At 40.5% G+C, this 22,880-nt stretch carries 25 protein-coding genes; 12 read left to right on the top strand and 13 right to left on the bottom strand.

The window, feature by feature from the left end:
• Positions 1-3: 3 nt before the first annotated feature.
• The 13 genes from nuoH to secG form a co-directional block, all read right to left on the bottom strand.
• Positions 4-993: an NADH-quinone oxidoreductase subunit NuoH gene (nuoH, locus tag EXS92_RS04270; protein WP_001277308.1), complete on the bottom strand. Its 990-nt coding sequence runs from the start codon at positions 991-993 to the stop codon at positions 4-6.
• Positions 990-3,521: an NADH-quinone oxidoreductase subunit G gene (locus EXS92_RS04265; protein WP_165515678.1), complete on the bottom strand. Its 2,532-nt coding sequence runs from the start codon at positions 3,519-3,521 to the stop codon at positions 990-992. Before EXS92_RS04265 ends, nuoH begins: the two co-directional genes overlap by 4 nt.
• Positions 3,518-4,504, bottom strand: coding sequence for a hypothetical protein (locus tag EXS92_RS04260; protein ID WP_165515677.1), 987 nt, complete (start codon positions 4,502-4,504; stop codon positions 3,518-3,520). The genes EXS92_RS04265 and EXS92_RS04260 overlap by 4 nt, the downstream gene beginning before the upstream one ends.
• 2 nt (positions 4,505-4,506) lie before the next feature.
• Entirely contained in the window at positions 4,507-4,737 is a 231-nt protein-coding gene (locus EXS92_RS04255; RefSeq protein WP_000819164.1) for an NADH-ubiquinone oxidoreductase subunit E family protein, read from the bottom strand.
• Positions 4,734-5,963, bottom strand: a complete 1,230-nt coding sequence (gene nuoD / locus EXS92_RS04250; RefSeq protein WP_165515676.1) for an NADH dehydrogenase (quinone) subunit D — start codon at positions 5,961-5,963, stop codon at positions 4,734-4,736. The genes EXS92_RS04255 and nuoD overlap by 4 nt, the downstream gene beginning before the upstream one ends.
• A 1-nt stretch (position 5,964) precedes the next feature.
• Positions 5,965-6,762, bottom strand: a complete 798-nt coding sequence (locus tag EXS92_RS04245) for an NADH-quinone oxidoreductase subunit C (RefSeq protein ID WP_001862738.1) — start codon at positions 6,760-6,762, stop codon at positions 5,965-5,967.
• Positions 6,762-7,241 carry a NuoB/complex I 20 kDa subunit family protein gene (locus EXS92_RS04240; RefSeq protein WP_001183508.1) on the bottom strand — a complete coding sequence of 160 codons (480 nt, stop codon included), beginning with the start codon at positions 7,239-7,241 and terminating at the stop codon, positions 6,762-6,764. The genes EXS92_RS04245 and EXS92_RS04240 overlap by 1 nt, the downstream gene beginning before the upstream one ends.
• A complete protein-coding gene (locus EXS92_RS04235; RefSeq protein ID WP_001183540.1) occupies positions 7,241-7,642 on the bottom strand; it encodes an NAD(P)H-quinone oxidoreductase subunit 3 in 402 nt (133 codons plus the stop codon). Before EXS92_RS04235 ends, EXS92_RS04240 begins: the two co-directional genes overlap by 1 nt.
• 107 nt (positions 7,643-7,749) lie before the next feature.
• Positions 7,750-8,439, bottom strand: a complete 690-nt coding sequence (locus EXS92_RS04230) for an SIR2 family NAD-dependent protein deacylase (RefSeq protein ID WP_165515675.1) — start codon at positions 8,437-8,439, stop codon at positions 7,750-7,752.
• Positions 8,436-8,900 (bottom strand): RDD family protein, encoded by a 465-nt coding sequence (locus tag EXS92_RS04225; protein WP_165515674.1) that lies wholly within the window; start codon positions 8,898-8,900, stop codon positions 8,436-8,438. Before EXS92_RS04225 ends, EXS92_RS04230 begins: the two co-directional genes overlap by 4 nt.
• Complete coding sequence (gene pyrE / locus EXS92_RS04220) at positions 8,890-9,495, bottom strand: orotate phosphoribosyltransferase (protein WP_165515673.1); 606 nt, start codon at positions 9,493-9,495, stop codon at positions 8,890-8,892. Before pyrE ends, EXS92_RS04225 begins: the two co-directional genes overlap by 11 nt.
• A gap of 3 nt (positions 9,496-9,498) precedes the next feature.
• Positions 9,499-10,056 (bottom strand): ribosome recycling factor, encoded by a 558-nt coding sequence (gene frr, locus EXS92_RS04215; protein ID WP_000938344.1) that lies wholly within the window; start codon positions 10,054-10,056, stop codon positions 9,499-9,501.
• The gene (secG, locus tag EXS92_RS04210) at positions 10,056-10,658 is read right to left on the bottom strand and encodes a preprotein translocase subunit SecG (RefSeq protein WP_165515672.1); all 603 of its coding nucleotides are present in this window, start codon (positions 10,656-10,658) and stop codon (positions 10,056-10,058) included. Before secG ends, frr begins: the two co-directional genes overlap by 1 nt.
• Before the next feature lie 123 nt (positions 10,659-10,781).
• Here secG and EXS92_RS04205 point away from each other — a divergent pair, with 123 nt between their 5' ends.
• The 12 genes from EXS92_RS04205 to EXS92_RS04150 form a co-directional block, all read left to right on the top strand.
• Positions 10,782-11,504, top strand: a complete 723-nt coding sequence (locus tag EXS92_RS04205; protein WP_207625101.1) for a methyltransferase — start codon at positions 10,782-10,784, stop codon at positions 11,502-11,504.
• A gap of 70 nt (positions 11,505-11,574) precedes the next feature.
• A complete protein-coding gene (gene trpS / locus EXS92_RS04200; protein WP_165515670.1) occupies positions 11,575-12,555 on the top strand; it encodes a tryptophan--tRNA ligase in 981 nt (326 codons plus the stop codon).
• Entirely contained in the window at positions 12,556-14,340 is a 1,785-nt protein-coding gene (locus tag EXS92_RS04195; protein WP_165515669.1) for an ABC transporter substrate-binding protein, read from the top strand. It abuts the gene before it with no gap.
• Positions 14,337-15,383, top strand: coding sequence for a microcin C ABC transporter permease YejB (locus tag EXS92_RS04190; protein ID WP_165515668.1), 1,047 nt, complete (start codon positions 14,337-14,339; stop codon positions 15,381-15,383). The genes EXS92_RS04195 and EXS92_RS04190 overlap by 4 nt, the downstream gene beginning before the upstream one ends.
• An 8-nt stretch (positions 15,384-15,391) precedes the next feature.
• Positions 15,392-15,982, top strand: a complete 591-nt coding sequence (locus tag EXS92_RS04185; protein WP_165515667.1) for an SH3 domain-containing protein — start codon at positions 15,392-15,394, stop codon at positions 15,980-15,982.
• Between the two features lie 7 nt (positions 15,983-15,989).
• On the top strand, positions 15,990-16,781 hold the full coding sequence (locus tag EXS92_RS04180) for a shikimate dehydrogenase (protein ID WP_165515666.1): 792 nt from the start codon (positions 15,990-15,992) through the stop codon (positions 16,779-16,781).
• Positions 16,781-18,715, top strand: coding sequence for an RNB domain-containing ribonuclease (locus EXS92_RS04175; RefSeq protein ID WP_165515665.1), 1,935 nt, complete (start codon positions 16,781-16,783; stop codon positions 18,713-18,715). Before EXS92_RS04180 ends, EXS92_RS04175 begins: the two co-directional genes overlap by 1 nt.
• Positions 18,705-19,733, top strand: coding sequence for a DNA polymerase III subunit delta (gene holA, locus EXS92_RS04170; protein WP_165515664.1), 1,029 nt, complete (start codon positions 18,705-18,707; stop codon positions 19,731-19,733). The genes EXS92_RS04175 and holA overlap by 11 nt, the downstream gene beginning before the upstream one ends.
• Before the next feature lie 154 nt (positions 19,734-19,887).
• Positions 19,888-20,316 (top strand): 30S ribosomal protein S6, encoded by a 429-nt coding sequence (gene rpsF, locus EXS92_RS04165; RefSeq protein WP_079373994.1) that lies wholly within the window; start codon positions 19,888-19,890, stop codon positions 20,314-20,316.
• A gap of 9 nt (positions 20,317-20,325) precedes the next feature.
• Positions 20,326-20,871, top strand: a complete 546-nt coding sequence (locus tag EXS92_RS04160) for a single-stranded DNA-binding protein (RefSeq protein ID WP_165515663.1) — start codon at positions 20,326-20,328, stop codon at positions 20,869-20,871.
• 22 nt (positions 20,872-20,893) lie between these two features.
• On the top strand, positions 20,894-21,151 hold the full coding sequence (gene rpsR, locus EXS92_RS04155) for a 30S ribosomal protein S18 (RefSeq protein WP_000440196.1): 258 nt from the start codon (positions 20,894-20,896) through the stop codon (positions 21,149-21,151).
• A gap of 306 nt (positions 21,152-21,457) precedes the next feature.
• Positions 21,458-22,880 (top strand): SabA family sialic acid-binding adhesin (locus EXS92_RS04150; protein WP_341848048.1); only part of this gene is annotated, 1,423 nt, incomplete at its 3' end.

Below are 22,880 nucleotides of genomic sequence, written 5' to 3'. Positions count from 1 at the left end.
CCTTTAAATTAAAATGATAATGCCTGTTAGCACGATATTCAATAACGCTAAAGGCAGCATGATTTTCCAGCACATATCCATCAGTTGGTCGGGCCTTACATGCGGATAAGTCGCTCTAACCCACATGGATAAAAAGACAAAAAAGCCCGCTTTAATCAAAATCGCTATGCCTCCAGGGATAAAGCCCCATGCGTTAAACCCGCCAAAAAACACAATAGAAATCACAAAAGAAAAAGCGAATAAATGCGCGTATTCCGCTAAAAAGAACATGCCCCATTTCAAGCCGCTGTATTCGGTGCAATACCCTGCCACGATCTCGGCTTCATGCTCTAACAAGTCAAAGGGGGTTCGATTCAATTCGGCATAGCTTGCGATCAAAAACAAAACAAACGCTAGAGGTTGCTTAAACACAAGCCAGTCTAAAAACCCACCGCTTTGGTAATGATTGATTTCCACTAAAGAGAGCGATCCTACCACCATTAAGGGGGCTAGAATGGTTAAAGTGCTGACCACTTCAAAGCTGAGCAGTTGGATCGTCGCTCTCGCGGAGCCAATCAAAGAGTATTTGTTATTAGAGGCAAGCCCGGCTAAAATGGGTGCATAAATCCCTGCTGAACCCACGGCCAAGAAAAACAAAAAGCCAATGTTGATGTCAGAAATAAGGGGCTTGATCTCATAGCCAAACAGAGTGAAATTAGGGAAAAAAGGGATAGGCGCCATGGACACAAACGCGCTCACCATCGCAATAATGGGCGCTAGCGTGAAAATGAATTTGTTCGCGCCTTGGGGGATAATGTCTTCTTTAGTGAAAAGCTTAATGCCGTCTGCTGCGACTTGCAAAAGCCCAAAAGGCCCCACATAACAAGGCCCTAAACGGCGTTGGAAATAGGCTAACACTTTCCTTTCAATATAAGTGGCAAAGCCTCCTAAAGCCGAAAAAACAGCGACTAAAATCAAAATTTTAATCAAGGTTTCAATGATATAAGCGCTCATGCTTGCTCCTTTAAATCCACGCTATCAAACACGCCATCTCTAAAAAAGTTAGAATGGTTTGTCAAAAGAGAAGGCGAAATGACAAACACCTCCTGATCCAAGCTCTCATCAAGATACAAAACGCCTGTTAATTCCTCTTCTTCTTTAAATAAAGTGATGTTTTGCCCCACTTCTTTATCCAATTTTTTTAAGAAAGCTTTAGACACATAAATACCAGTCTTTAATTGCAAATTCTCGCTTTTATTGGTGGCGTTATTGAATTGCGTTTCTGGGTATTTTAAATAAGCGTTGAAAGCGATTTTTTCTTTTAAAGGCTTGATAGGTTCGCATTCTGTTTTTTCATGCTCTTTAGCGCTGTTTTCAAAATGGCTTGTTCCTAATAAATAGCCCCTGTGATTAGCCCTATCGTTAGTGAAATAGTTGGTTAGATGATCAAACTCTGTGGCTTTAAAGCCCGCTTCTGTAGGGAGTTTGTGGGTGCATTCTGTGAGATTTTCTTCCACAAAGCCAAAGCCTTGCACAATATCGCTCAAGTCATAGCCCTCAAACCTCAAAGCCGGTTTTAAGGGCAACACACGCCCTTCAACATTGGTGATCGTGCCTTCTAGCTGGTTGAGACTGGGCAAAATAAAATCCACTTTGCTGAGAGCGTCTTTCCCAAAAACCCTATCGTCGCTATTGATAGTGAAATCCCCTTGAGCGCGAATGCCTACGATTTTTTCATGTTCAAAAATTTCTTCGCTCAATTGACAAATAGAAACGATGCCTAAAGCGTTCGCGCTCGGGGGGATAAGAATGAGTTTAATAGCGCTTTTTTGGGCTAGCAAACGCAACATTTTAGCGATATTGTGGGCTTGTTTATGGCTATAGATTTCTTCGCCAACCACTAGTAGGGTGTTATTTGATTTTTGCAAAAGAGCGAGAATTTTTTCATAAGTTTCTAAATTGATGCCCGCTTCTTCAAGCAACAAATAAGTGGTTTTGGTAGGGACTTCAATTTTTTCTTCTTTAACCTCTGTCTTGTTTTCTTCTTGATTTTCTTTTGGGGTAGTCGCTTCTGTTTTATCCTCTTCTTGATTTTCTGCCTTATTTTCTCCAATACTGCACCCTTGCTCGGCTTGTTCTAAAGCTTTTTTTCGCTCTTCTTCTAAGGCTTTAAGAGCCGCTTCATCTACAATATCTTGCTTGGAATCTTCTAAGCTTTTTAGAGCCGCGCTTTCAATATTAAGCATTTTTAAAAGCATGCCTAAAAGGATTTCTTCAGCCCCCACTTCATGGGTGATGCAAAAAGAGCTTCGACACAAATTCGCTAGCGCGTTATCCTTAATAGGGTGCATAGCGATCAAAGAAGCTTTATTGAGTTTGAGAGCGTTATTAATAGCATAGCGCACCAAAGGGTTTTCTGTTTTGATAGAAGATCCTATCGTAACGACCAAATTGGAAGTTTTAATCTCTTCAATATTGGGGCGTTTAACTTCGCCCAATACTTTTAAGAATTGCTGGAAATGATACACTTCTTGATTGTAGATTTTAAAATCAAGCTCTTTCCTCAAACGCTCTATTAAAAACGCCTCTTCATTCGTAATATCCCCACCTATTCGCACCGCTTCGCATTCTTTGAGGGCGTTTTGCGCTTCTTTAAGATTAGCACTGCCTTTAGGGCTAGAGCTCACATCAAAAGCAAACCGGCCTGCCCCACAAATAGGGTTATGGTAAAAATCATTAAGCACCCTAAAAATTTTAGATTCTTCGCCTAGAGTATCAAAATGGCGCACATCATAAGAAATCAAACACCCGGCTGAGCAGTGCGAACAAGTAGAATGGATCTTTTTTAGTTCCCATGCGTTAGCCGTGTAAGCGAAATCTTTATAGCTCAAAGCGCCCACAGGGCATACCGCAATGCATTCCCCGCAATCATAACAAGGCACACTGCCCACAAAAGAAATAATGCCTTTTTGCTTACGACTCCACACGCTAAAAGCGTCTTTGGACATGCTGTCTTTAAATTTATCCGGAGCATGCAAGTCGGCTTTAGTGGCTTTAAGGTTGTTTTCGCCCACATTGTCCTTGCAAGTGGTTACGCACCTTTCGCACATGATGCACAAATTAGGATCATACAAGGCTTTTGCCCATGAATCTAGCGCTTTAAAATCATCAGCCACCGCATAGGGTTGGTGCTCCACGCCGGTTAAATGCGTCATATCTTGCAATTCGCACTCCCCGCTTTTATCGCACACGCCACACTCTAGGGGGTGGTTGACATCATAAGTTTGCATGATGCTTTTTCTTTCATCCATGAGCGTGGGGGTGTTAGTGAGAATAACGGCATTGTTTTTGGCTTTCGTGTTGCAGCTATAAATGCGTTTGCCATCCATTTCAACCATGCACATTTTGCATGCGACTGTGGGCGAGCAACCGCTTAAATAACAAATAGTAGGGATGTAGATCCCAGCACTCCTAGCGGCCTCTAAAACGCTTTGTCCCTCTTGGCATTCAATTATTTTGCCATTGATATTCATTGTGATCATGAAATTCCTTGAGAGTGGGATAAAATAGGGATATAAGGGTAAGCATCAAAAAACGCCCCTTCTAAAATCGCAATCAAGCCCTTTAAATGGGGGCTTTCTTCTAACTCGCATTCTAGCGTTTGATTGGAGATTTGAAACTTTGCCTTAGAATGCTGGATCTTATTAGCGATCTTAAATTGCTTGGAAAAAGATAATTTGGGGGTTTCAAGGCTCTTGTAAGAAACATAGACAAACGAGCCGTTAGCCTCACCCATTCGCTCTAAAAACTCTAAATCTTTTGATTGGAGTTGCGATTTAAAAGGCAAAATGCCCTCTTTAAAGGCTGTTTCTAGCAGCCATTCTTGATCTTTAAAATCATAAAAAGCGGTCGTTGTGCCTGAATCATTGCAAGGGATATGCAAAATTTCTAGGTAATTTTGCAACTCGCTTAAAAGGGTGTATAAAAAGGCGCTATGAGCATGCTTAGTGATTTCTCTGTTTAAAACAAGCACCCTTTTTTTTGCTTTAACAATAAGCGCGATGAGTTCTTGTAATTCTTCTTCGCTCATGTTCGCTTCAGAGCTTAAATACCCCACATCAACCTTTTCTAAAACATGCCCTTTTAATTGGGAAGTTTGTTCCAAAATGCCCCTTAAAATCAAGGCCAAAATCGCCGCTTCCGTGTGGATTTCATACGACGCAAAAAGGCAATTTTCTTGCAAGTCTCTTGTATCTTGTAAGGGTCTTAATAGGGCGTAGGGGCGTTTTGATTGGTTAATGCTTCCTAAAATCAATCGTTCGTTTTCATTCAAACAAGCGTTTGAAAACCCCCCAAACAAAACGCACAAATCGCTTTTTTCTAAAAGGTTTAAGCTATCTTTTGTCATCTTGTAATGGATTTCAAACCCTTTTTGAAGAGATAATTTTTCTAAACAATAGGCTTCTTTCAAACTAATTGAAGAGCTTGCGCTTAAAGGGGAATTTAAGGGGTTAAAGCCGCTCAAAATCAAGCCTTTTTTCTCACGACAATCGTCCAATCCGCTTGATTGAAACGCAAAGAATTGAGGAGCTCATGCCCTTTAGATTGGATAAATTCAGCGCTCTTAGGGATGTTAGAAAAATCCCCCACTTCAAACATGAAAATAGCGACTTCATTAGGTTGCATTTCTTTTTCAATCAATTCTTCTAAGCGTTCAAAAATATCTGCTTTTAAGGGGCGTAAATCAAAGCGTTTCATCTATCCACCTCGCCAAACACCGCATTGGTTGAGCCAATCACGGTTACTGCATCCGCTAAATATTGCCCCACTAAAATATCGCTCAAAGCCCCGATGTGATAAAAGCTAGGAGCTCTGATTTTTAGTCTATGAGAGTAAGGCTCGCCCTCTGAATGGATAAAAAATCCTAATTCCCCTTTAGGGCTTTCTGTGGGGGCATACACTTCCCCAACAGGCGGGCGCATGCCTTGAGCCACTAAAACAAAATGCTGCATCAAGGCGTAGTTTTGCGTCATTATATCTTCTTTAGGGGCAGAAATATAATGCGGGTTTTGAGCCATGATAGGCGTATCGGTTTTAGCATACATGGGAATGAGTTGTTCAACGATGCGAATGCTTTCATCAATTTCTAACATATACAAACAATACCGGTCATAACTATCGCCATAATTACCCACCGGCACATCAAAATCAAGCTCTTTATAAAGCTCATAAGGCTCTTCTTTTCTAATGTCATAAGCGATCCCAGTCCCTCTTAGCATGATACCGCTCATGCCCCAACTTTGCGCCATTTTGGGCGTTACAACGCCCACATTTTCCAAGCGCATCCGCCAAATGCGATTTTTATCCAATAAGCCTTGAATGAGTTTTTTGCATTCTTTCATTTCGCCTAAAAATTTTCTTAAGCCCTCTAGCCAATTAGGGGGTAAATCTAAAGGCACGCCCCCAATCCTTATAGCGTTATGCGTGAGCCTAGCCCCGCAATAATCCTCCATCAAATCCAAGCCGTATTCCCTCGTTTTAAACGCATACAAAAACACGCTCATCGCCCCCACATCTAAAGCATGCACGCTGATAAAAAAGATGTGTGAAATCATGCGGTTAAGCTCTAGTAAAATCGTGCGGATCACTTGCGCTCGGCGAGGGATTTCTAAGTTGAGTAAGGTCTCTACCGCATAAGCGTAAGCGTAATTATTGCTGGTAGAAGAAGTGTAATCCAATCTATCAGTAGTGGGCATGTATTCGTTATAGGTCATGTTTTCGCCTAACTTTTCACAGCCTCTATGCAAGTAGCCAATTTCAGGGGTAGCCTTAATGATTTTTTCGCCCTCTAATTCCAAAATCAAGCGCAATTGCCCATGACTACTGGGGTGTTGAGGGCCAAAGTTTAAAATCATTTGGTTGTCGTCATGTTCAAAAATGATGTTTTCAAACTGGGGGTTGAGTTTCGTGAAATTTTGAGCCATTTTATAGCCTCTTTTTTAAGATAGTGGGGGCGATTTTGTGCAAATCTTTGACAAAAGGGATTTTCTTAAACGCATGTTTTTCTTCTACTTCTTTTAATTCTTCGCCCTTGCCCTGCTCATAGCCGATTTTGGCGAAATTAAAAGTGTCTTTTTCATCCACCCTCGCACTGTCTCTCTGCTCTTTGCCCACCACTTCTCGATATTCTTTGCCAAAAATTTTATCCACTTCATACCATTGGGCGAATTCATCGCCTTTGAGCGGGTAAGAACGCAATAAAGGGTGGCCTACCCAATCATGCGGCATGATAAGGCGCTTCAAATAGGGGTGTTTGTCAAACACAATACCAAGCATGTCATACGCTTCCCTTTCGCTCCAATTAGCCGATCGGTATAAAAAACTCAAAGAATCCACGCTCTCATTAGGCAACAAAACGCATTTCACGCGCACCCTACGGCGGTTCTTACAGCTATCGCTAAAACCCACAAATTGATAAAACAATTCAAAATGCCCTTTTTTAGCACACAAATCTATCGCGCTCATTTCGCTCAAACACTCATAGCCCAAATGCCTTAAAATCGTAGCAACAGAAAAAATATCGTCTTTTTTGATCCAAAACACAGCCGTGTTCGTTTCTATATATTTGTCTAAAATCTCATGTTTGTAAGAAAGGTGGTTGTAAATGACCTCATAAGCGCTGCCCTCTAAATATTTTTTAGGGGTGGGTTCTATGATTTTATAGGGGTCATGCTGGCGCGATTGTTTTTGCACATCTTCATAGGGGGATTGTTTTCTTACCATCACACTAACCTTTTGGGAGCGTCTTGTTTGATCGCTTTAGAGCGTCTGATTTTATCTTGCAAAACCATAAGAGCGTATTGTAAAGTCTCTGGGCGTGGCGCGCAACCGGGCAAGTAAATATCCACAGGAACGATCCTGTCTGCTCCTTGAACGGTCGCATAAGTGTTGAACATCCCGCCCGTGTTAGCGCAACTCCCCATAGAAATCACCCATTTAGGTTCAGGCATTTGATCATAGAGCCTACGCATGAATTCGGCATGCTTTTTAGTGAGCGTGCCAGCGATGATCATCACATCAGATTGCCTAGGGCTCGCTCTAAAAATCGTGCCAAATCTGTCAAAATCAAACCTTGAACCCCCTGTCGCCATCATCTCAATCGCACAACACGCCAAGCCATAAGTTAAGGGCCAGAGCGAATTAGAACGCCCCCAATTCAATAATTTATCCAAAGTGCTTAGAACAACCGGTGCTTGTTGCATTATTTCACCTCTAATTTCTGCCAGCTCAAAGCGTTTCGCTTTAAAGCGTAAATAAAACCAATGGTTAAAAAGAAGACAAAGCCTAGCATTTCAACGAGTCCAAACAAGCCTAATTTTTTAAAATCAATCGCCCAAGGGAACATGAAAACGATTTCTACATCAAATAAAATAAAAAGCATGGCCATGATATAGAAATGGTGCGACACTCTATTAGGCTGCTTGAGAGCCACAGGCCCGCATTCATAGGGAGCGAGCTTGAGCTTTTCGCCCTTTTTTTGAGCCATTTTACGGCTTAAAAACCTTTGGATCCTTAAGGTTAAGTTAAACACCCAAAAGGTGAATACCAACAAAACAAAAACGCCAAAATAGGGGTGATTCAATGCTTCTGTGGCTTGTTGCATCAGGCTCTCAAACTCCTTTAATTATTACTTTTAGCAAACGATGGAAGCAATTAAACCATGTTTTTGCTAATCGTTAGCTGAAAAAATAAAAATTATTTTAACATCTCTTAAGAGGCCATTTCTATGAGTTTGGGCATTAAATCTTGCATGGCATGCACCGCGCTTTCATTAATGCATTGGATATTCTGGGGTAAATGGGCGTTTTTAGCTTTAGGGTCAATGTAATAAATGAGGGCGTCTTTATGCGCATGCGTGTAGAGACTAGCGGCGGGATAAACTTGCAAAGAAGTGCCAATGATGATTAAAAGATGCGCTTGTTTGACTAAAGAAATCGCTTCTTTAAGCAAAGGCACCTCTTCGCCAAACCACACAATATCAGGGCGTAATTGCGATTTGTCTTTAGCCAAGTCGCCTAAATTCAAGTCCTTTTCCCACCTATAAATTAAATTAGGATCTTTTTCGCTGCGAACGCTTAACAATTCCCCATGCAAGTGTAAAATGTGAGAAGAACCCGCCCTTTCATGCAAATCATCTACATTTTGAGTGATGATATGGACTTGATAGTGTTTTTCCAATTCCGCTAAAGCCTTATGGGCTTTGTTAGGATAAACTTCAAAAAGCTGTCGGCGCCTTTGGTTGTAAAAATCCAACACCTTTTGCGGGTTCTTTTTCCAACCATAAGGCGAGGCGACTTCCATGATGTCATGCCCTTCCCACAAGCCATCAGCATCTCTAAAGGTTTTAATCCCGCTTTCTGCTGAAATGCCAGCCCCGCTTAAAATCACTAAATTTTTCATGTTTCCTCCTTGATGAGTTCAATATGAGTGCCGCTGAGTTTGTCATGCAAAAAAAACTTAAACATAAAAGGCGCAACAAACCCTACAAGTAACCCCATGCTCAACACCCACAAAACAAAGCGCCACAAAGCTAAAAAAAAGCCCACTTCTTTGCGGTTATTTTTGACTAATTTAAACTGAGCGTAACGCATGCCAGGGCTTTGGGATTTAAAAGCGATAAAAAAGCTGTGTGTTAAGGCATAAAAAAGCAAGCATAAAAAAATCGCGCTCTGGTTTTCCCTAAAATCCTTCGCGCTCCCTAAAATCGCATAGGTCATTATGTAAAGCATGGGGGTATAAATCATAAAAATATCGGTGATAAAGGCCTTTAAACGTAAAGAGAGATACAGCCCTTTTAAAGGGCTTTCTAACGCTTGCTTTTTTTCTGGGGTTTTATTTTTTTTGGTTTTTTTAGTTGCCACGACTTCCCGGTTTGATAGCAACGCTAGTAGCGCATAAAGGGCAAGAGCTAGGCTTGTGCATGTCAAAAACAAAATCTTCTAAAGCAAAAAGGGGCAAATGGCTAGGCAAACACGCGCCCTCTTGGGCTTTTAAATGAGAATGAGCGCGCTTGCAAATGCCCCGATTAGCTAAAGCGCCAAAAGCCACGATTTGAGCCCCCTTTTCTTCTAAAACTTTAACGCATTCCATAGCGGATTTTCCCGTAGTGATAATGTCCTCACACACTAAAATTTTTTCGTTTTTTTTGACTTCAAAACCACGCCTTAACGCCATGGTATTATCCACCCTTTCAGTGAAAATAAAACGCACGCCCAAAGCCCTTGCAAGCTCATACCCAGCCAAGATCCCCCCAATAGCAGGCGAGCACACGCATTCAATATTCAAATGGGCTTCTTGGATCTGTTTGGCCAATTCTTTGGCTAATTGTTCGGCTAGTTTGGGATCTTCTAAGACTTTAGCGGATTGCAAATAATAATTAGAATGAAACCCGCTGCTGAGCAAGAAATGCCCCTCTAACAGCGCTTGAGCGTTTTGATAACATGCCTTAATATCCATGGTTTAGACCTTTAAAATCGCGTCTTCTTTGTTTTTCACGCTTTCATCAATTGTTTTAATGGCTTCATCGGTGATTTTTTGGATCTGCTCTTGGGCTTTTTTGCTTTCATCTTCGCTGATTTCTTTGTCTTTTTCTAATTTTTTTATCTTGTTGTTAGCGTCTTGGCGGATATTCCTTACAGCCACTTTAGCCTTTTCACCCATCGCTTTGGCGTCTTTTGCGATGAGTTTTCTTTGCTCGGTTGTCATGGGCGGGAAAAAAAGCTTGATCGTTTCGCCGTCGTTATTAGGATTCACGCCGATATTGGCTTCTTGAATGGATCTTTCAATTTCTTTGAGCAGGTTTTTTTCCCATGGGCTGATTTGAAGAGTGGTCGCATCTAGGCTCATCACCGAGCCGACTTGATTTAATGCGGTGGGCGTGCCGTAATAATCCACTTTGATGTGATCTAAAATATTGACTGAAACTTTCGCACTCCTTAGAGTGGAAAAATCTCTATTTAAAGCCTGAATGCTTTTTTGCATCAGATCTTTGGTTTCGTTATAAATGGCTTGTAACATTATTTTTCATCCTTTTTTTGGTTTGTATGGGCGTTGGTTTGCGTTGCATGCGTTTTAGGCTTTTGGTGGGAGGTTGGGGGCGTTTTTGTATTCTCTTTGGTTTTTTCAACGCCCTTTATATTGTTCTCTTTATTCTCTTTTTTGGCATCATTTTTTTCATTCTGTTTGGGGCTTTCAATAAAAGGCGCTTTGGCTGGCTCTTTAGGAAGTTCGCTAGGCGTTTGTTTGGGCATTAAAGGATTAGTGGGAACTTGCTCTAAAGGGTTGAGTGTTGGGTTTAGCGTGGGATTAAGCGTTGGGTTAAGCGTGCCGGTGGCAGGGACTAAGGGCGAAAGCTCTTTGTTGGTTTTAGTTTCATCTAAAATGCTTTTGCCATATTCTTTGTTATAAAAATAGCCCAAAGCGATGGTGTTGGCAACAAATAACAGCCCTAAAAACATGGTCAATTTCGCCATAAAGCTCGCAGGCCCTTTAGCGCCAAACAAAGACTCATTACTCCCGCTATAAGCCCCTAAGCCGATGCTAGAACTTTTTTGCAACAAAACCACCACCACAATCAATACCGCTAAAACAATTTGTAAGCCTAACAGAGCGCTTGTCATAAACACTGATTCCTTAAATGCCTGAAATTTAGAAAAAATTACGCTTGATCTTATCTAAAATTTGCTAAGAATACACTAAAATTTAGTTTTAATTTCAAGCGCGGCGCGTTAAAGGCGGTGGTGTTGGACTCATTTCATTCATTCAATCAGCATGCATTCAATAAGCATGCCAAAACTTATCACCTCTTTGCCCATATCCAGCAACAAATCGCTATCTGTCTTGTTCAATTTTTAAAACAAAAACATTACGCTAAAGTTTTGGATCTAGGATCAGGGAGTGGGGCTGTTCTTAACGCTTTAGAGCAGCAAAACATTGTGATTGAAGACTTTATCGCTTTGGATAATTCCATGAACATGCTCAAATTACACCCCACGCGTTCTCTTAACATTCAAAAAATCTCTTTAGAGCATGCGGATTTTGAAGAACATGTTTTTCACGCTTACGATCTGGTTGTGTCTTCTTCCTCTTTACAATGGGCAAGGGATTTAAAAAGCGTTTTAGAAAAAATCGCTCTTTCTAGTAAGGAGGTTGCTTTAGCTATCCATACGGATTTTAGTTTGCATGAAGTGCATGAATTTTTAGGCACGCCTTCGCCTTTAAGGGATCTTAAAACGCTCAAATCCTTAATCAAAAACGCTTTTAAACATTTTCAAATAGAATTAGAAAACAAGCGCTTCGCCCTTTATTTCAACCGCAAACAAGATTGCTTGAATTACCTTAAAAAATGCGGTCTTTTGGGGGGTTCAACGCTGAGTTTCAAGCAAAAAAAACATTTTTTTCAAAACATGGCGTTTGAAAAATTGAGCTATGAAGTGTTACTCTTTTCGGGGATCAAGCGTTCTTAAAAACTAAGATAAATTAAAATATTAAAATTAGGTGGTTACAATAACACTAACTAAACCAACGAGAAACAACATGCATAAAAAACGAGTCTTTTCAGGCATCCAACCTACCGGGCAAATCCACTTGGGCAACTATCTAGGAGCGATCAAGCATTGGGTAGAATTGCAAGATGAGTATGAAAACCTTTTTTGTATCGTCAATTCGCATGCGATCACCCTACCCATAGAGCCTACATTTTTAAAATCCCAAACCTATGAGCTGGTTAAATTGCTTTTAGCTTGCGGGATTAGTCCTAAGCAATCGGGATTATTCATTCAAAGTGAAGTGGATGAGCACCCGGCTTTAGCGTGGCTACTAGATTGCCAGGTTTCTATGGGGGAAATGCAACGAATGACGCAATTCAAAGACAAGTCTTTAAAAAACCCTAAAAGCGTGAACGTGGGGCTTTTCAATTACCCTATTTTGATGGCGTCAGATATTTTGTTATACCAAAGCGATTTAGTGCCAGTGGGCGAAGATCAAAAACAGCATTTAGAGCTCACACGAAACGTTGCAGAAAAATTTAACAGGGATTTTGGAGACTGCTTTAAAGTGCCAGAGCCTTTGATCGCTAAAGTGGGGGCAAGGGTTATGGGGCTAGACGATCCAAAAGTGAAGATGAGTAAATCGCATAAAGGGGCTAACCATGCGATTTTTCTTTTAGATGAGCCAGACATTATTGTAAAAAAAATCAAAAAAGCGGCCACTGATTCTATGGGCGTTATTGCATTTGATGAAAAAAGAGAGGGCATTTTTAACCTTTTGAATATCTACATGCTTTTAAGCGATGAAAGCCCAGAAAACATAGAGGAGCGTTTCAAAAATAAAGGCTATGGGGATTTTAAAAAGGAATTAGCTGAAGTAGTGATCCAATCTTTAAAGCCTATCCAAGAAAGATACAAAGAAATCAGCGATGATGAAGTGAAAGCCGTCTTAAATTGCGGTGCTGAAAAAGCCAGGCCTTTAGCGAGGGCGACTTACCAAAAGGCTAAAGAATTGATGGGGTTAATTTGAGTGGTCTTTAAAATTTTAGGTTTATGGTTAGGGGTGTTTTGTTTCCTTAAGGCTACGCCTTATTTATACTTAGGCGAAGAGCCTAAATATAAAGACAATTTCACGCATTTTGAATACGCTAACCCTAACGCTAGAAAAGGCGGTGTTTTAAGAAATGACGCTATAGGGACTTTTGATAGCCTTAACCCTTTCGCGCTTAAAGGCACTAAAGCCGAAGGCTTGGATCTCATTTATGACACTTTAATGGTGCAAAGTTTAGACGAACCTTTTGCAGAATACCCTTTGATCGCTAAAGACGCAGAAGTGGCTAAGGATAACAGCTATGTGATTTTTACGATAGATAAAAGAGCGAGATTCAGCAATAACGCTCCCATTTTAGCGAGCGACGTGAAGTTTAGTTTTGATACGATCATGAAATTAGGATCGCCTATTTATAGGCAGTATTACCAAGATGTTAAAAAGGCGGTTATCTTAGACAAACACCATGTTAAATTCATTTTCAAAACCACTGAAAATAAAGAATTGCCCCTTATTTTAGGGCAGTTGCAAATCTTTTCCAAAAAAGCGTTTCAAAAGGATTATTTTGAAAAAAACCCTTTACTCATTCCTGTTTCTAGCGGCCCTTATGTGATCGCTTCTTTTGATGTGGGCAAGAAAATCACCTACCAAAGAAACCCTAATTATTGGGCGAAAAATTTGCCCAGCAGAAAGGGGCAATTCAATTTTGATCAAATCAAATTTGAGTATTACAAAGATGAAACCGTCGCCTTACAGGCTTTTTTAAGCGGGGCGTATGACTGGCGCCTTGAAAGCACGGCTAAGGTTTGGGCTAGGGGCTATGTGGGGAAAGCTATGGATAATAAAAAAATCACTAAATACCTCATAGCCCACAAAATGCCAAGCGGCATGCAAGGGTTTTTCTTCAACACGCGCCGAGAAATTTTCAAGGATAAAAGGGTGCGTGAAGCCTTATTTTATGCGTTTGATTTTGAATGGGCGAATAAAAATTTGTTTTTTTCGCAATACAAGCGCACCACCAGTTTTTTCAGTAACTCTATCTATGCGTCCCCTCCCCTTCCAAGCCCTGAAGAAAAAGCCCTGCTAGCCCCTTATGAAAAGAGTTTAGATGAAAGGGTTTTTAAAGAGCCTTATGTCGTGCCTAGAACCGATGGGGCTGATGTTTTGGGCGATAATTTGAGAGAAAATTTAAAATACGCTCAAAAGCTTTTAGAAAGCGCGGGCTTTTCTTACAAAAACATGCGTTTGGTGGATAAGAATAACAAGCCGTTTAGTTTCACTTTGCTTTTAAACAGCCCGGCCTTTGAAAGATTAGCTCTAGCCTTTGCTAAAAACTTAAGGGTGTTAGGGATTGAAATGAAAATCCAAAGAGTGGATTTAAGCCAGTATGTCAATCGGGTCAAAAGCTATGATTTTGACATGATTGTAGGAGTGATTGGCCAATCGTCTTTCCCGGGTAATGAGCAACGCTTTTATTTTGGCTCTTTGAGCGCGAAAGAAAAAGGCACAAGGAATTATGCAGGAATCTCTAGCAAAGCGGTAGATGATTTGATTGAAAAAATCATTAACGCTAAAGATTACAAGGAGCAACTAGCCGCCATTCAAGCGATGGATAGAGTGCTGTTGTGGGGGTTTTATGTGATACCGCATTTTTATTTGCCTAATTACAGGATCGCAGCGTATAATTACATTGGCATGCCTGAAATCAGCCCTAGCTATGGATTTTCGCCGTATTTGTGGTGGATAAAAGAAAAGGATCTTCAATGATTGCTTACATCCTCAAACGCTTGCTTTTGATTATCCCTACTTTATTAGCCATCATGACGATTAATTTTTTTCTGATCCAATCCGCCCCAGGAGGGCCTATTGAGCAGATGATGGCTAAAATCAATAACACGCAATCCAAAGAGATTCAAGGCGTTGTTAAAGATCGTGCCTATAGGGCGTCTCAAGGGTTAGAGAGCGATTTGTTAGAAAATTTAAAAAAACTCTATGGTTTTGACAAGCCTATAGGGGAGCGCTACCTTCTCATGCTCAAAAAATACCTGCAATTTGATTTTGGGGAGAGCTTTTATCGCCAGATTAAAGTGATAGATTTGATTAAGGAAAAATTGCCCGTATCCATTTCGTTAGGGCTTTTTAGCACGCTTTTGATTTATCTTATTTCTATCCCTTTAGGGATTTTTAAAGCCAAACGCAATAACGAGCCTTTAGATGTGTTAAGCAGCGTGGTGATCATTGTCGCTAACGCTATCCCGGCCTTTTTGTTTGCGGTGGTGTTGATCGTGTTTTTTGCTGGAGGGAATTATTGGCACTGGTTCCCTTTAAAAGGGCTAGTGAGCGATAATTTTGAGAGTTTGAGTGCATTGGGCAAAATCAAGGATTATTTATGGCATATCACTTTGCCCGTTCTTTGCATTTCTTTAGGGGGTTTTGCAAGCCTTACGCTTTTAGTGAAAAACTCTTTTTTAGATGAAATGGGCAAACTCTATGTGGTGAGCGCTAAGGCTAAGGGCTGTTCAGTGGGGCGTATTTTTTATGCGCATGTGTTCCGCAATGCGATTTTATTAGTGGTGGCGGGTTTCCCGCAAGCTTTTTTGGGCATGTTTTTTAGCTCAAGCTTATTGATAGAAATTGTTTTTAGCCTAGATGGGTTAGGGCTTTTAGGGTATGAAAGCATTGTGAGTAGGGATTATCCTGTCGTGTTTGGTTCGCTTTATATTTTCACGCTTTTAGGTTTGGTAGCGAGTTTGATAAGCGATTTGCTCTGCGTGGTGATTGACCCTAGGATTGATTTTGAAAAGCGTTGAGGGTAGGAATGAAAACTGAAATGAAATCTTCTTTAAAACTTTTTGTGCAGCCTTTTTTGGTGGTTTTAGGGTTTATGTTGTTGTATGCTTTAGCGCATGCTGTGCTTGGTTTTTATGCGAAAAAAGACAGCACTTCAATAAACCAGAATTTAGAAAAAACCGAGATAGAGCATCAAAGTAGTGCGCTTTCGCCCAAACAAGAAGAAGCCAACACGGCCACAACCGCCACAGAAGAAAACCCCGCTAAAAATCCTCCTTTGCCTTTAGAAACACCCACGCAAAAACAAGAGAATAAACAAGAAACTAAACAAGAGGATAAAATCCAAAACGAACCCAAACAAAACAGCGCTTCACCTATTCAAAACAATCAAAAAACCCCTACAATCTCTACAATGGGAAAAAAACCTTTAGAGTATAAAGTCGCAGTCAGTGGCGTGAATGTGCGCGCTTTTCCTAGCACAAAAGGTAAAATCATTGGCTCGCTTGCAAGAGATAAAAGCGTGAAAGTTTTAGGAATCCAAAACGATTGGGCTGAAATTGAATTTTCTCACGAAACAAAGGGCTATGTGTTTTTAAAACTTTTAAAAAAGGCTGAATGAAAGAATAATGAAATTAAAATCTTTTGGGGTTTTTGGAAATCCCATTAAGCATTCCAAATCGCCCTTAATCCATAACGCTTGTTTTTTGACTTTTCAAAAAGAATTGGGGTTTTTGGGGCATTACCACCCCATATTACTCCCTTTAGAAAGCCACATCAAAAGCGAGTTCTTGCATTTAGGATTGAGTGGGGTTAATGTAACCTTACCCTTTAAAGAAAGGGCGTTTCAAGTTTGCGACAAAATCAAGGGTATTGCGCTTGAATGCGCTTCAGTCAATACGCTTGTTTTAGAAAATGATGAACTTGTGGGCTACAATACCGACGCTTTAGGGTTTTGGCTCTCTTTGGGAGATGAGGGCTACCAGAGCACTCTGATTTTAGGATCTGGGGGGAGCGCTAAGGCTTTAGCGTGCGAATTGAAAAAACAAGGCTTGAAAGTGAGCGTGTTGAACCGCTCTGCTAGGGGATTGGATTTTTTCCAACGCTTGGGCTGTGATTGTTTTATGGAGCCTCCTAAAAGCGCTTTTGATTTGATTATTAACGCCACTTCAGCGAGTTTGAATAACGAATTGCCTTTAAATAAAGAGGTTTTGAAAGGGTATTTTAAAGAGGCTAAGCTCGCTTATGATTTGGCGTATGGGTTTTTAACGCCCTTTTTATCTTTAGCCAAAGAGTTAAAAATCCCCTTTCAAGACGGAAAAGACATGCTCATCTATCAAGCTTCTTTAAGTTTTGAAAAATTCAGCGCTTCTCAAATCCCTTATTCAAAAGCGTTTGAAGTCATGCGAAGTGTTTTTTGATGCAAGGGTTTTTAAGAAGCCTGTTTTTTGGGGTTAAAAAGATCCCTAAAGCATTCGCCCCTCTAATAGAAAAGGGCGTTTTAAAAGAAGCGCTTGGTTTCAACAAGGAACGCTATTTTTTAAAAGAAGGCTTTGATATAGGCAGAATTGAGCGGGCAGAAAATAAGGCGTTTTTCATTTCTTTAGCGAAAAATTACCCCAAAGACCCTTTAATCAAAAACTTACCCCCATCTTTTAAAACAGACGCTTTGATTTTATGCAAAATAGAATGTTCTAAAAAACGCCCCATGGCCTTTTTTAAAGCCACTCTTTTAAATGCAGATCACACGATGATAGCTTACTTGGCTAAAAAAAATCACCAGATTGTGGCTATCCCTTTTAAAGAGCCTTTTAAAAAACCCATTCTTTTAAAGCACAGCCAAAGATCCTTATTAGAATTGCCCAGGCATTGCGTGGTAAAAATCGATCTTAAAAAGCGTGAAATCAGCGAAATTTTAGGGGCTTTAGAAGACCCTTTAATAGATGAAAACCTTTCTTTAAGCCTTTTTGACAGGATTAAGGATTTTTCAAAAGATTGTTTGAATTTAGCCCAACATTACGCGCAACTTAAAGCGAGCGATTTTAAAAACAGGATCAATTATTCTCACCTCCCTTTTATCACCATTGACCCCAAAGACGCTAAAGATTTTGACGATGCGATTTTTTATGATCAAGAAAAAAGGGTTTTGTTTGTGGCGGTTGCTGACGTGAGCGAATTTGTGCCGAAATATTCCAGTTTGGATAAAGAAGCTAGGATTAGGGGCTTTAGCGTGTATTTCCCTAATAGCGTGTATCCCATGCTGCCTTTGAGTTTGTCTCAAGGGGCATGCTCACTAAAAGCGTTTGAAAAACGCCTGGCTTTAGTGTATGAAATCCCTTTAGATGATTTGGAAAACGCCCGATTATCTCAAGGCGTTATTGAAGTTAGGGCTAATTGCACTTATGAAGAAATCAATCATTTTTTAAATACCCAACAAAGCTCGTTAGATAAAGATTTGCAACAAAGCCTTTTGGGGTTTTTAGAAATGGCTTTGAAGTTAAAAAAGGAGCGTTTAAAAAAAGGGTTTAATTTCAATTCGTTTGAAAACAAGCTGTATTTGAATGAAGAAGGGCGTATAGAAAAAATTGAAACGCAAACAGAAAGCAACGCGCACACCCTTATAGAAGAAGCCATGCTCTTAGCCAACCAGTCTAGTGCTAGGTTATTAGATGAGCATTTTCACCATAGGGGGATATACCGCACCCACAAAGAGCCCAGTTTGGAGCAGCAAAAACGCCTCTACGATAAGCTTTTTGATTATGAGATCATGCGCCCTAAAAACATGGGCTTTTTTCCTTTTTTAGAGCATGCTTTAAAGATAGCCAAAGAAAAGAAGTTAGAAAGAGAAGTTTCGCGCTTGATCATTAAATCTCAAAATTTAGCCCTTTATAGCCCTATGCAAGAAAGCCATTTTGGTTTGGGGTTTGCCAGCTATACGCATTTCACTTCGCCCATTAGACGATACAGCGATTTAGCCTTACACAGGCTTTTAAAAGAATTGTTGTTTCATCAAGCTAAAGGCTGTTCGTATTTGTTAGAAGAAACGCCTAAATTGTGTGCTGAGTTGAACGCTTTACAAAAAAAGGCCGCTTTGATTGAAAGGGATTTTGTCAAACGCAAATTCGCTCGCTTGGCTTTAGAACTTTTAGAAAAAGAATTTTTGGGCGTTGTTTTGGAGGTTAAAGATTGGGTGGTGGTGGGGCTAAAAGAATTAATAGGGCTTAAAGTTTTAGTCAAAACGAACAAGGTTTTTAAGTCTTTAGAAAAGGTGCGCGTTAAAATCACGCATGCGGATTTGGTTTTAGGGCAAGTTTGGGGCGAAATCACAGAAAGGATTAAAGAGCATGTATCGTAAAGATTTGGACAATTATTTAAAACAACGACTCCCTAAAGCGGTGTTTTTGTATGGGGAGTTTGATTTTTTTATCCATTATTACATTCAAACGATTAGCTCGCTTTTTAAATGCAATAACCCTGACACAGAAACTTCGTTTTTTTATGCGAGCGATTATGAAAAAAGCCAGATTGCAACCCTTTTAGAGCAGGATTCTTTATTTGGAGGGAGCAGTTTAGTCGTTTTAAAACTGGATTTTGTGCTGCATAAGAAATTTAAGGAAAATGATATCAATCTTTTTTTAAAAGTTTTAGAGCGGCCTAGCCATAACAGGCTTATCATAGGGCTTTATAATGCTAAAAGCGACACCACCAAATACAAATACAAATACACTAGCGATGCTATCGTTAAATTTTTCCAAAAAAGCCCCTTGAAAGATGAAGCGATCTGCGCGCGCTTTTTTACCCCTAAAACTTGGGAGAGTTTGAAATTCTTACAAGAAAGGGCTAATTTTTTACATTTAGACATCAGCAGCCATCTTTTAAACGCTCTTTTTGAAACCAATAACGAAGATTTAGGCGTTTCGTTTAACGATTTAGACAAGCTAGCGGTTTTAAATGCGCCCATCACTTTAGAAGACATTCAAGAATTAAGCTCCAATGCGGGGGATATGGATTTGCAAAAGCTCATTTTAGGGCTTTTTTTGAAAAAAAGCGTGCTTGATATTTATGATTATTTGTTAAAAGAGGGCAAAAAGGATGCGGATATTTTAAGGGGGTTAGAGCGGTATTTTTACCAGCTTTTTTTATTTTTCGCCCACATTAAAACGACCGGTTTAATGGACGCTAAAGAGGTTTTAGGCTACGCTCCTCCTAAAGAAATTGCTGAAAATTACGCTAAAAACGCCCTGCGTTTGAAAGAAGCCGGCTATAAGAGGGTTTTTGAAATTTTTAGGTTATGGCACATTCAAAGCATGCAAGGGCAAAAGGAATTGGGCTTTTTGTATTTGACCTCCATTCAAAAAATCATTAACCCTTAAAAAATGCTGAAAGGTATTTTTAGATTTTAGGTTCAATATTCCAATAAAATTAAATTTAATCCAAAAACAAGCGAAAGCAAGGTATAATTGAAAGTTTTTTAGACCTTGCTCTTTTTTAGTAAAAAAAAGGGCTATACAACCACAAGGAGAATGGATGAGGCATTATGAAACGATGTTTATTCTCAAACCTACTTTAGTAGAAGAAGAGATTAAATCCAAAATTGAGTTTTATAAAGAAGTGATCACTAAGCACCATGGCGTGATTGAAACGAGCCTAGATATGGGCATGCGTAATTTAGCCTATGAAATCAAAAAGCACAAAAGAGGCTATTATTATGTGGCGTATTTCAAAGCAGAGCCGTCCATGATTTTAGAGCTTGAAAGATTGTATCGCATCAATGAAGATGTGTTGCGTTTCATTGTGATCAAATACGAAAGCAAGAAAGAAGTAGAAGCGTGGCATGCGTTAGTGGATAGGGCTAATAAAAAGCCATCACACGCCAAAGAAAAGCATGAAAAAACCGAACACGCGCATTCTCACCACGCAGAGGAAGCAAAAAGCACAGGATCTCATAGCGAATAAGGGCTTATCATGTTTAATAAAGTGATTATGGTAGGGCGTTTGACTAGGAATGTGGAGTTGAAATATTTGCCTAGCGGTTCGGCTGCGGCTACAATAGGTTTAGCCACAAGCAGGCGCTTTAAAAAGCAAGACGGCACGCTAGGCGAAGAAGTGTGCTTCATAGACGCTCGTTTGTTTGGGCGAACAGCCGAAATCGCTAACCAGTATTTGAGCAAGGGGTCAAGCGTTTTGATAGAAGGCCGTTTGACTTATGAGAGTTGGATGGATCAAACGGGCAAAAAAAATTCCCGCCACACTATCACAGCGGACTCGTTGCAATTTATGGATAAAAAGTCAGACAATCCCCAAGCAAGCGCTATGCAAGATAGCGTAATGCATGAGAATTTCAACAACGCTTATCCCGCTAATTACAACGCCCCTAGCCAGGATCCTTTCAGCCAAGCCCAAAGCTACCCGCAAAACGCTTACGCTAAAGAAAATTCACAAGCACAGCCGTCCAAGTATCAAAACAGCGTGCCTGAAATCAATATTGATGAAGAAGAAATCCCCTTTTAAGGGTTAAAATTAAGGAGACATTATGGAAAGAAAACGCTATTCAAAGCGCTATTGCAAATACACCGAAGCTAAAATCAGCTTTATTGACTATAAAGATTTAGACATGCTCAAGCACACGCTATCAGAGCGCTATAAAATCATGCCAAGGAGGTTGACAGGCAATAGCAAAAAGTGGCAAGAGAGGGTGGAAGTGGCAATCAAAAGAGCCCGCCACATGGCTTTAATCCCCTACATTGTGGACAGGAAAAAGGTCGTGGATAGCCCTTTTAAACAGCATTAAGTTTTTGATTAGGGCTAATGGGGGGCATGCCCTTTTAATCTTGTTTAATCTTATTTAATCTTCGTTCTATTTTTGTTAAATGTTGGTTGTAAAAGCGTTAAAAGCGTTTTTAAAACCCAATTAAAAGCGTTCAAAAGTAACGCAAAAAAACAAAAAAAAGCAAAAAATGACACAATTTTTTCAAAATTACAAAAAAAAAAAAACGCTTTCATGCTATAATGCTTTTAATACATTCCAATGCAAATGCATTCTTAATGTATGAAATCCCTAATATTAAAATCCAATTTAATCTAAAAAGGAGAAAACATGAAAAAACACATCCTTTCATTGACTTTAGGCTCGCTTTTAGTTTCCACTTTGAGCGCTGAAGACGACGGCTTTTACATGAGCGCGGGCTATCAAATCGGTGAAGCCGCTCAAATGGTAACCAACACCAAAGGCATCCAACAGCTTTCAGACAATTATGAAAACTTGAGCAAGCTTTTAACCAGATACAGCACCCTAAACACCCTCATCCAATTGTCCGCTGACCCGAGCGCGATCAACTCGGCGCGTGAAAACCTGGGCGCAAGCGCCAAAAACTTGATTGGCGATACCAAAAATTCCCCGGCCTATCAAGCCGTGCTTTTAGCGATCAATGCGGCGGTGGGGTTTTGGAATGTCGTAGGCTATGTTACGCAGTGTGGGGGTAATGCCGGTGGCACAAAAAGCACTTCTTCAACAACCATCTTCAACAACGAGCCAGGGTATCGATCCACTTCCATCACTTGTTCTTTGAATGGTTATCCTCCTGGATACTATGGCCCTATGAGTATTGAGAATTTTAAAAAGCTTAACGAAGCCTATCAAATCCTCCAAACGGCTTTAAAAAACGGCTTGCCAGCGCTCAACAACAGCAATGGGAAGGTGAATGTAAGCTATACTTACACATGCTCAGGGAACGGGAATAACAACTGCGATCCGTCATTACTTGGAATAGATGACAGCAAACGAAATGGCGGAACCGTAACCAAAACCCAAACCATAGACGGCAAACAAGTAAGCACCACGATCAGTTCAAAAGTCGTTGATTCGGGTGCACCAGGTAATACATCAAAGGTCTCCTACACCGAAATCACCAACGCATTGAATGGAGTGCCTGATAGCGCTCAAGCGCTCTTAGCGCAAGCGAGCACGCTCATCAACACCATCAACGAAGCATGCCCGTTTTTCAGCGCGCCTAATAACCAAGCTAATGGCCCAAAATGGGAATGGCCCTCTAACAAGCTGTGCGGTGCTTTTTCACAAGAAATCAGCACGATCCAAAAGATGATCACAGACGCGCAAGAGCTTGTCAATCAAACGAGCGCCATTAATACCAATGAACAAACAGCTCAAGTGAGAGGCAGTGGAGGCAAGCCTTTCAACCCTTTCACAGACGCTAGCTTTGCGCAAGGCATGCTCGCTAACGCTAGCGCGCAAGCCAAAATGCTTGATTTAGCCAATCAAGTGGGGCAAGCCATTAACCCTGAGAGGCTTACCGGGACTTTTCAAAATTTTGTTAAAGGCTTTTTAGCCACATGCCACAACCCCTCAACAGCTGGCACTGGTGGCACACAAGGTTCAGCTCCTGGCACGGTTACCAATCAAACTTTCGCTTCTGGTTGCGCCTATGTGGAACAAACCATAACGAATTTAACCAACAGCATCGCTCATTTTGGCACTCAAGAGCAGCAAATACAGCAAGCCG

Origin of the sequence: Helicobacter pylori (assembly GCF_011175115.1) — a bacterium.
In the GTDB taxonomy this organism is placed as follows: domain Bacteria; phylum Campylobacterota; class Campylobacteria; order Campylobacterales; family Helicobacteraceae; genus Helicobacter; species Helicobacter pylori_DF.
This window is presented reverse-complemented; position numbering and strand designations above follow the sequence as displayed.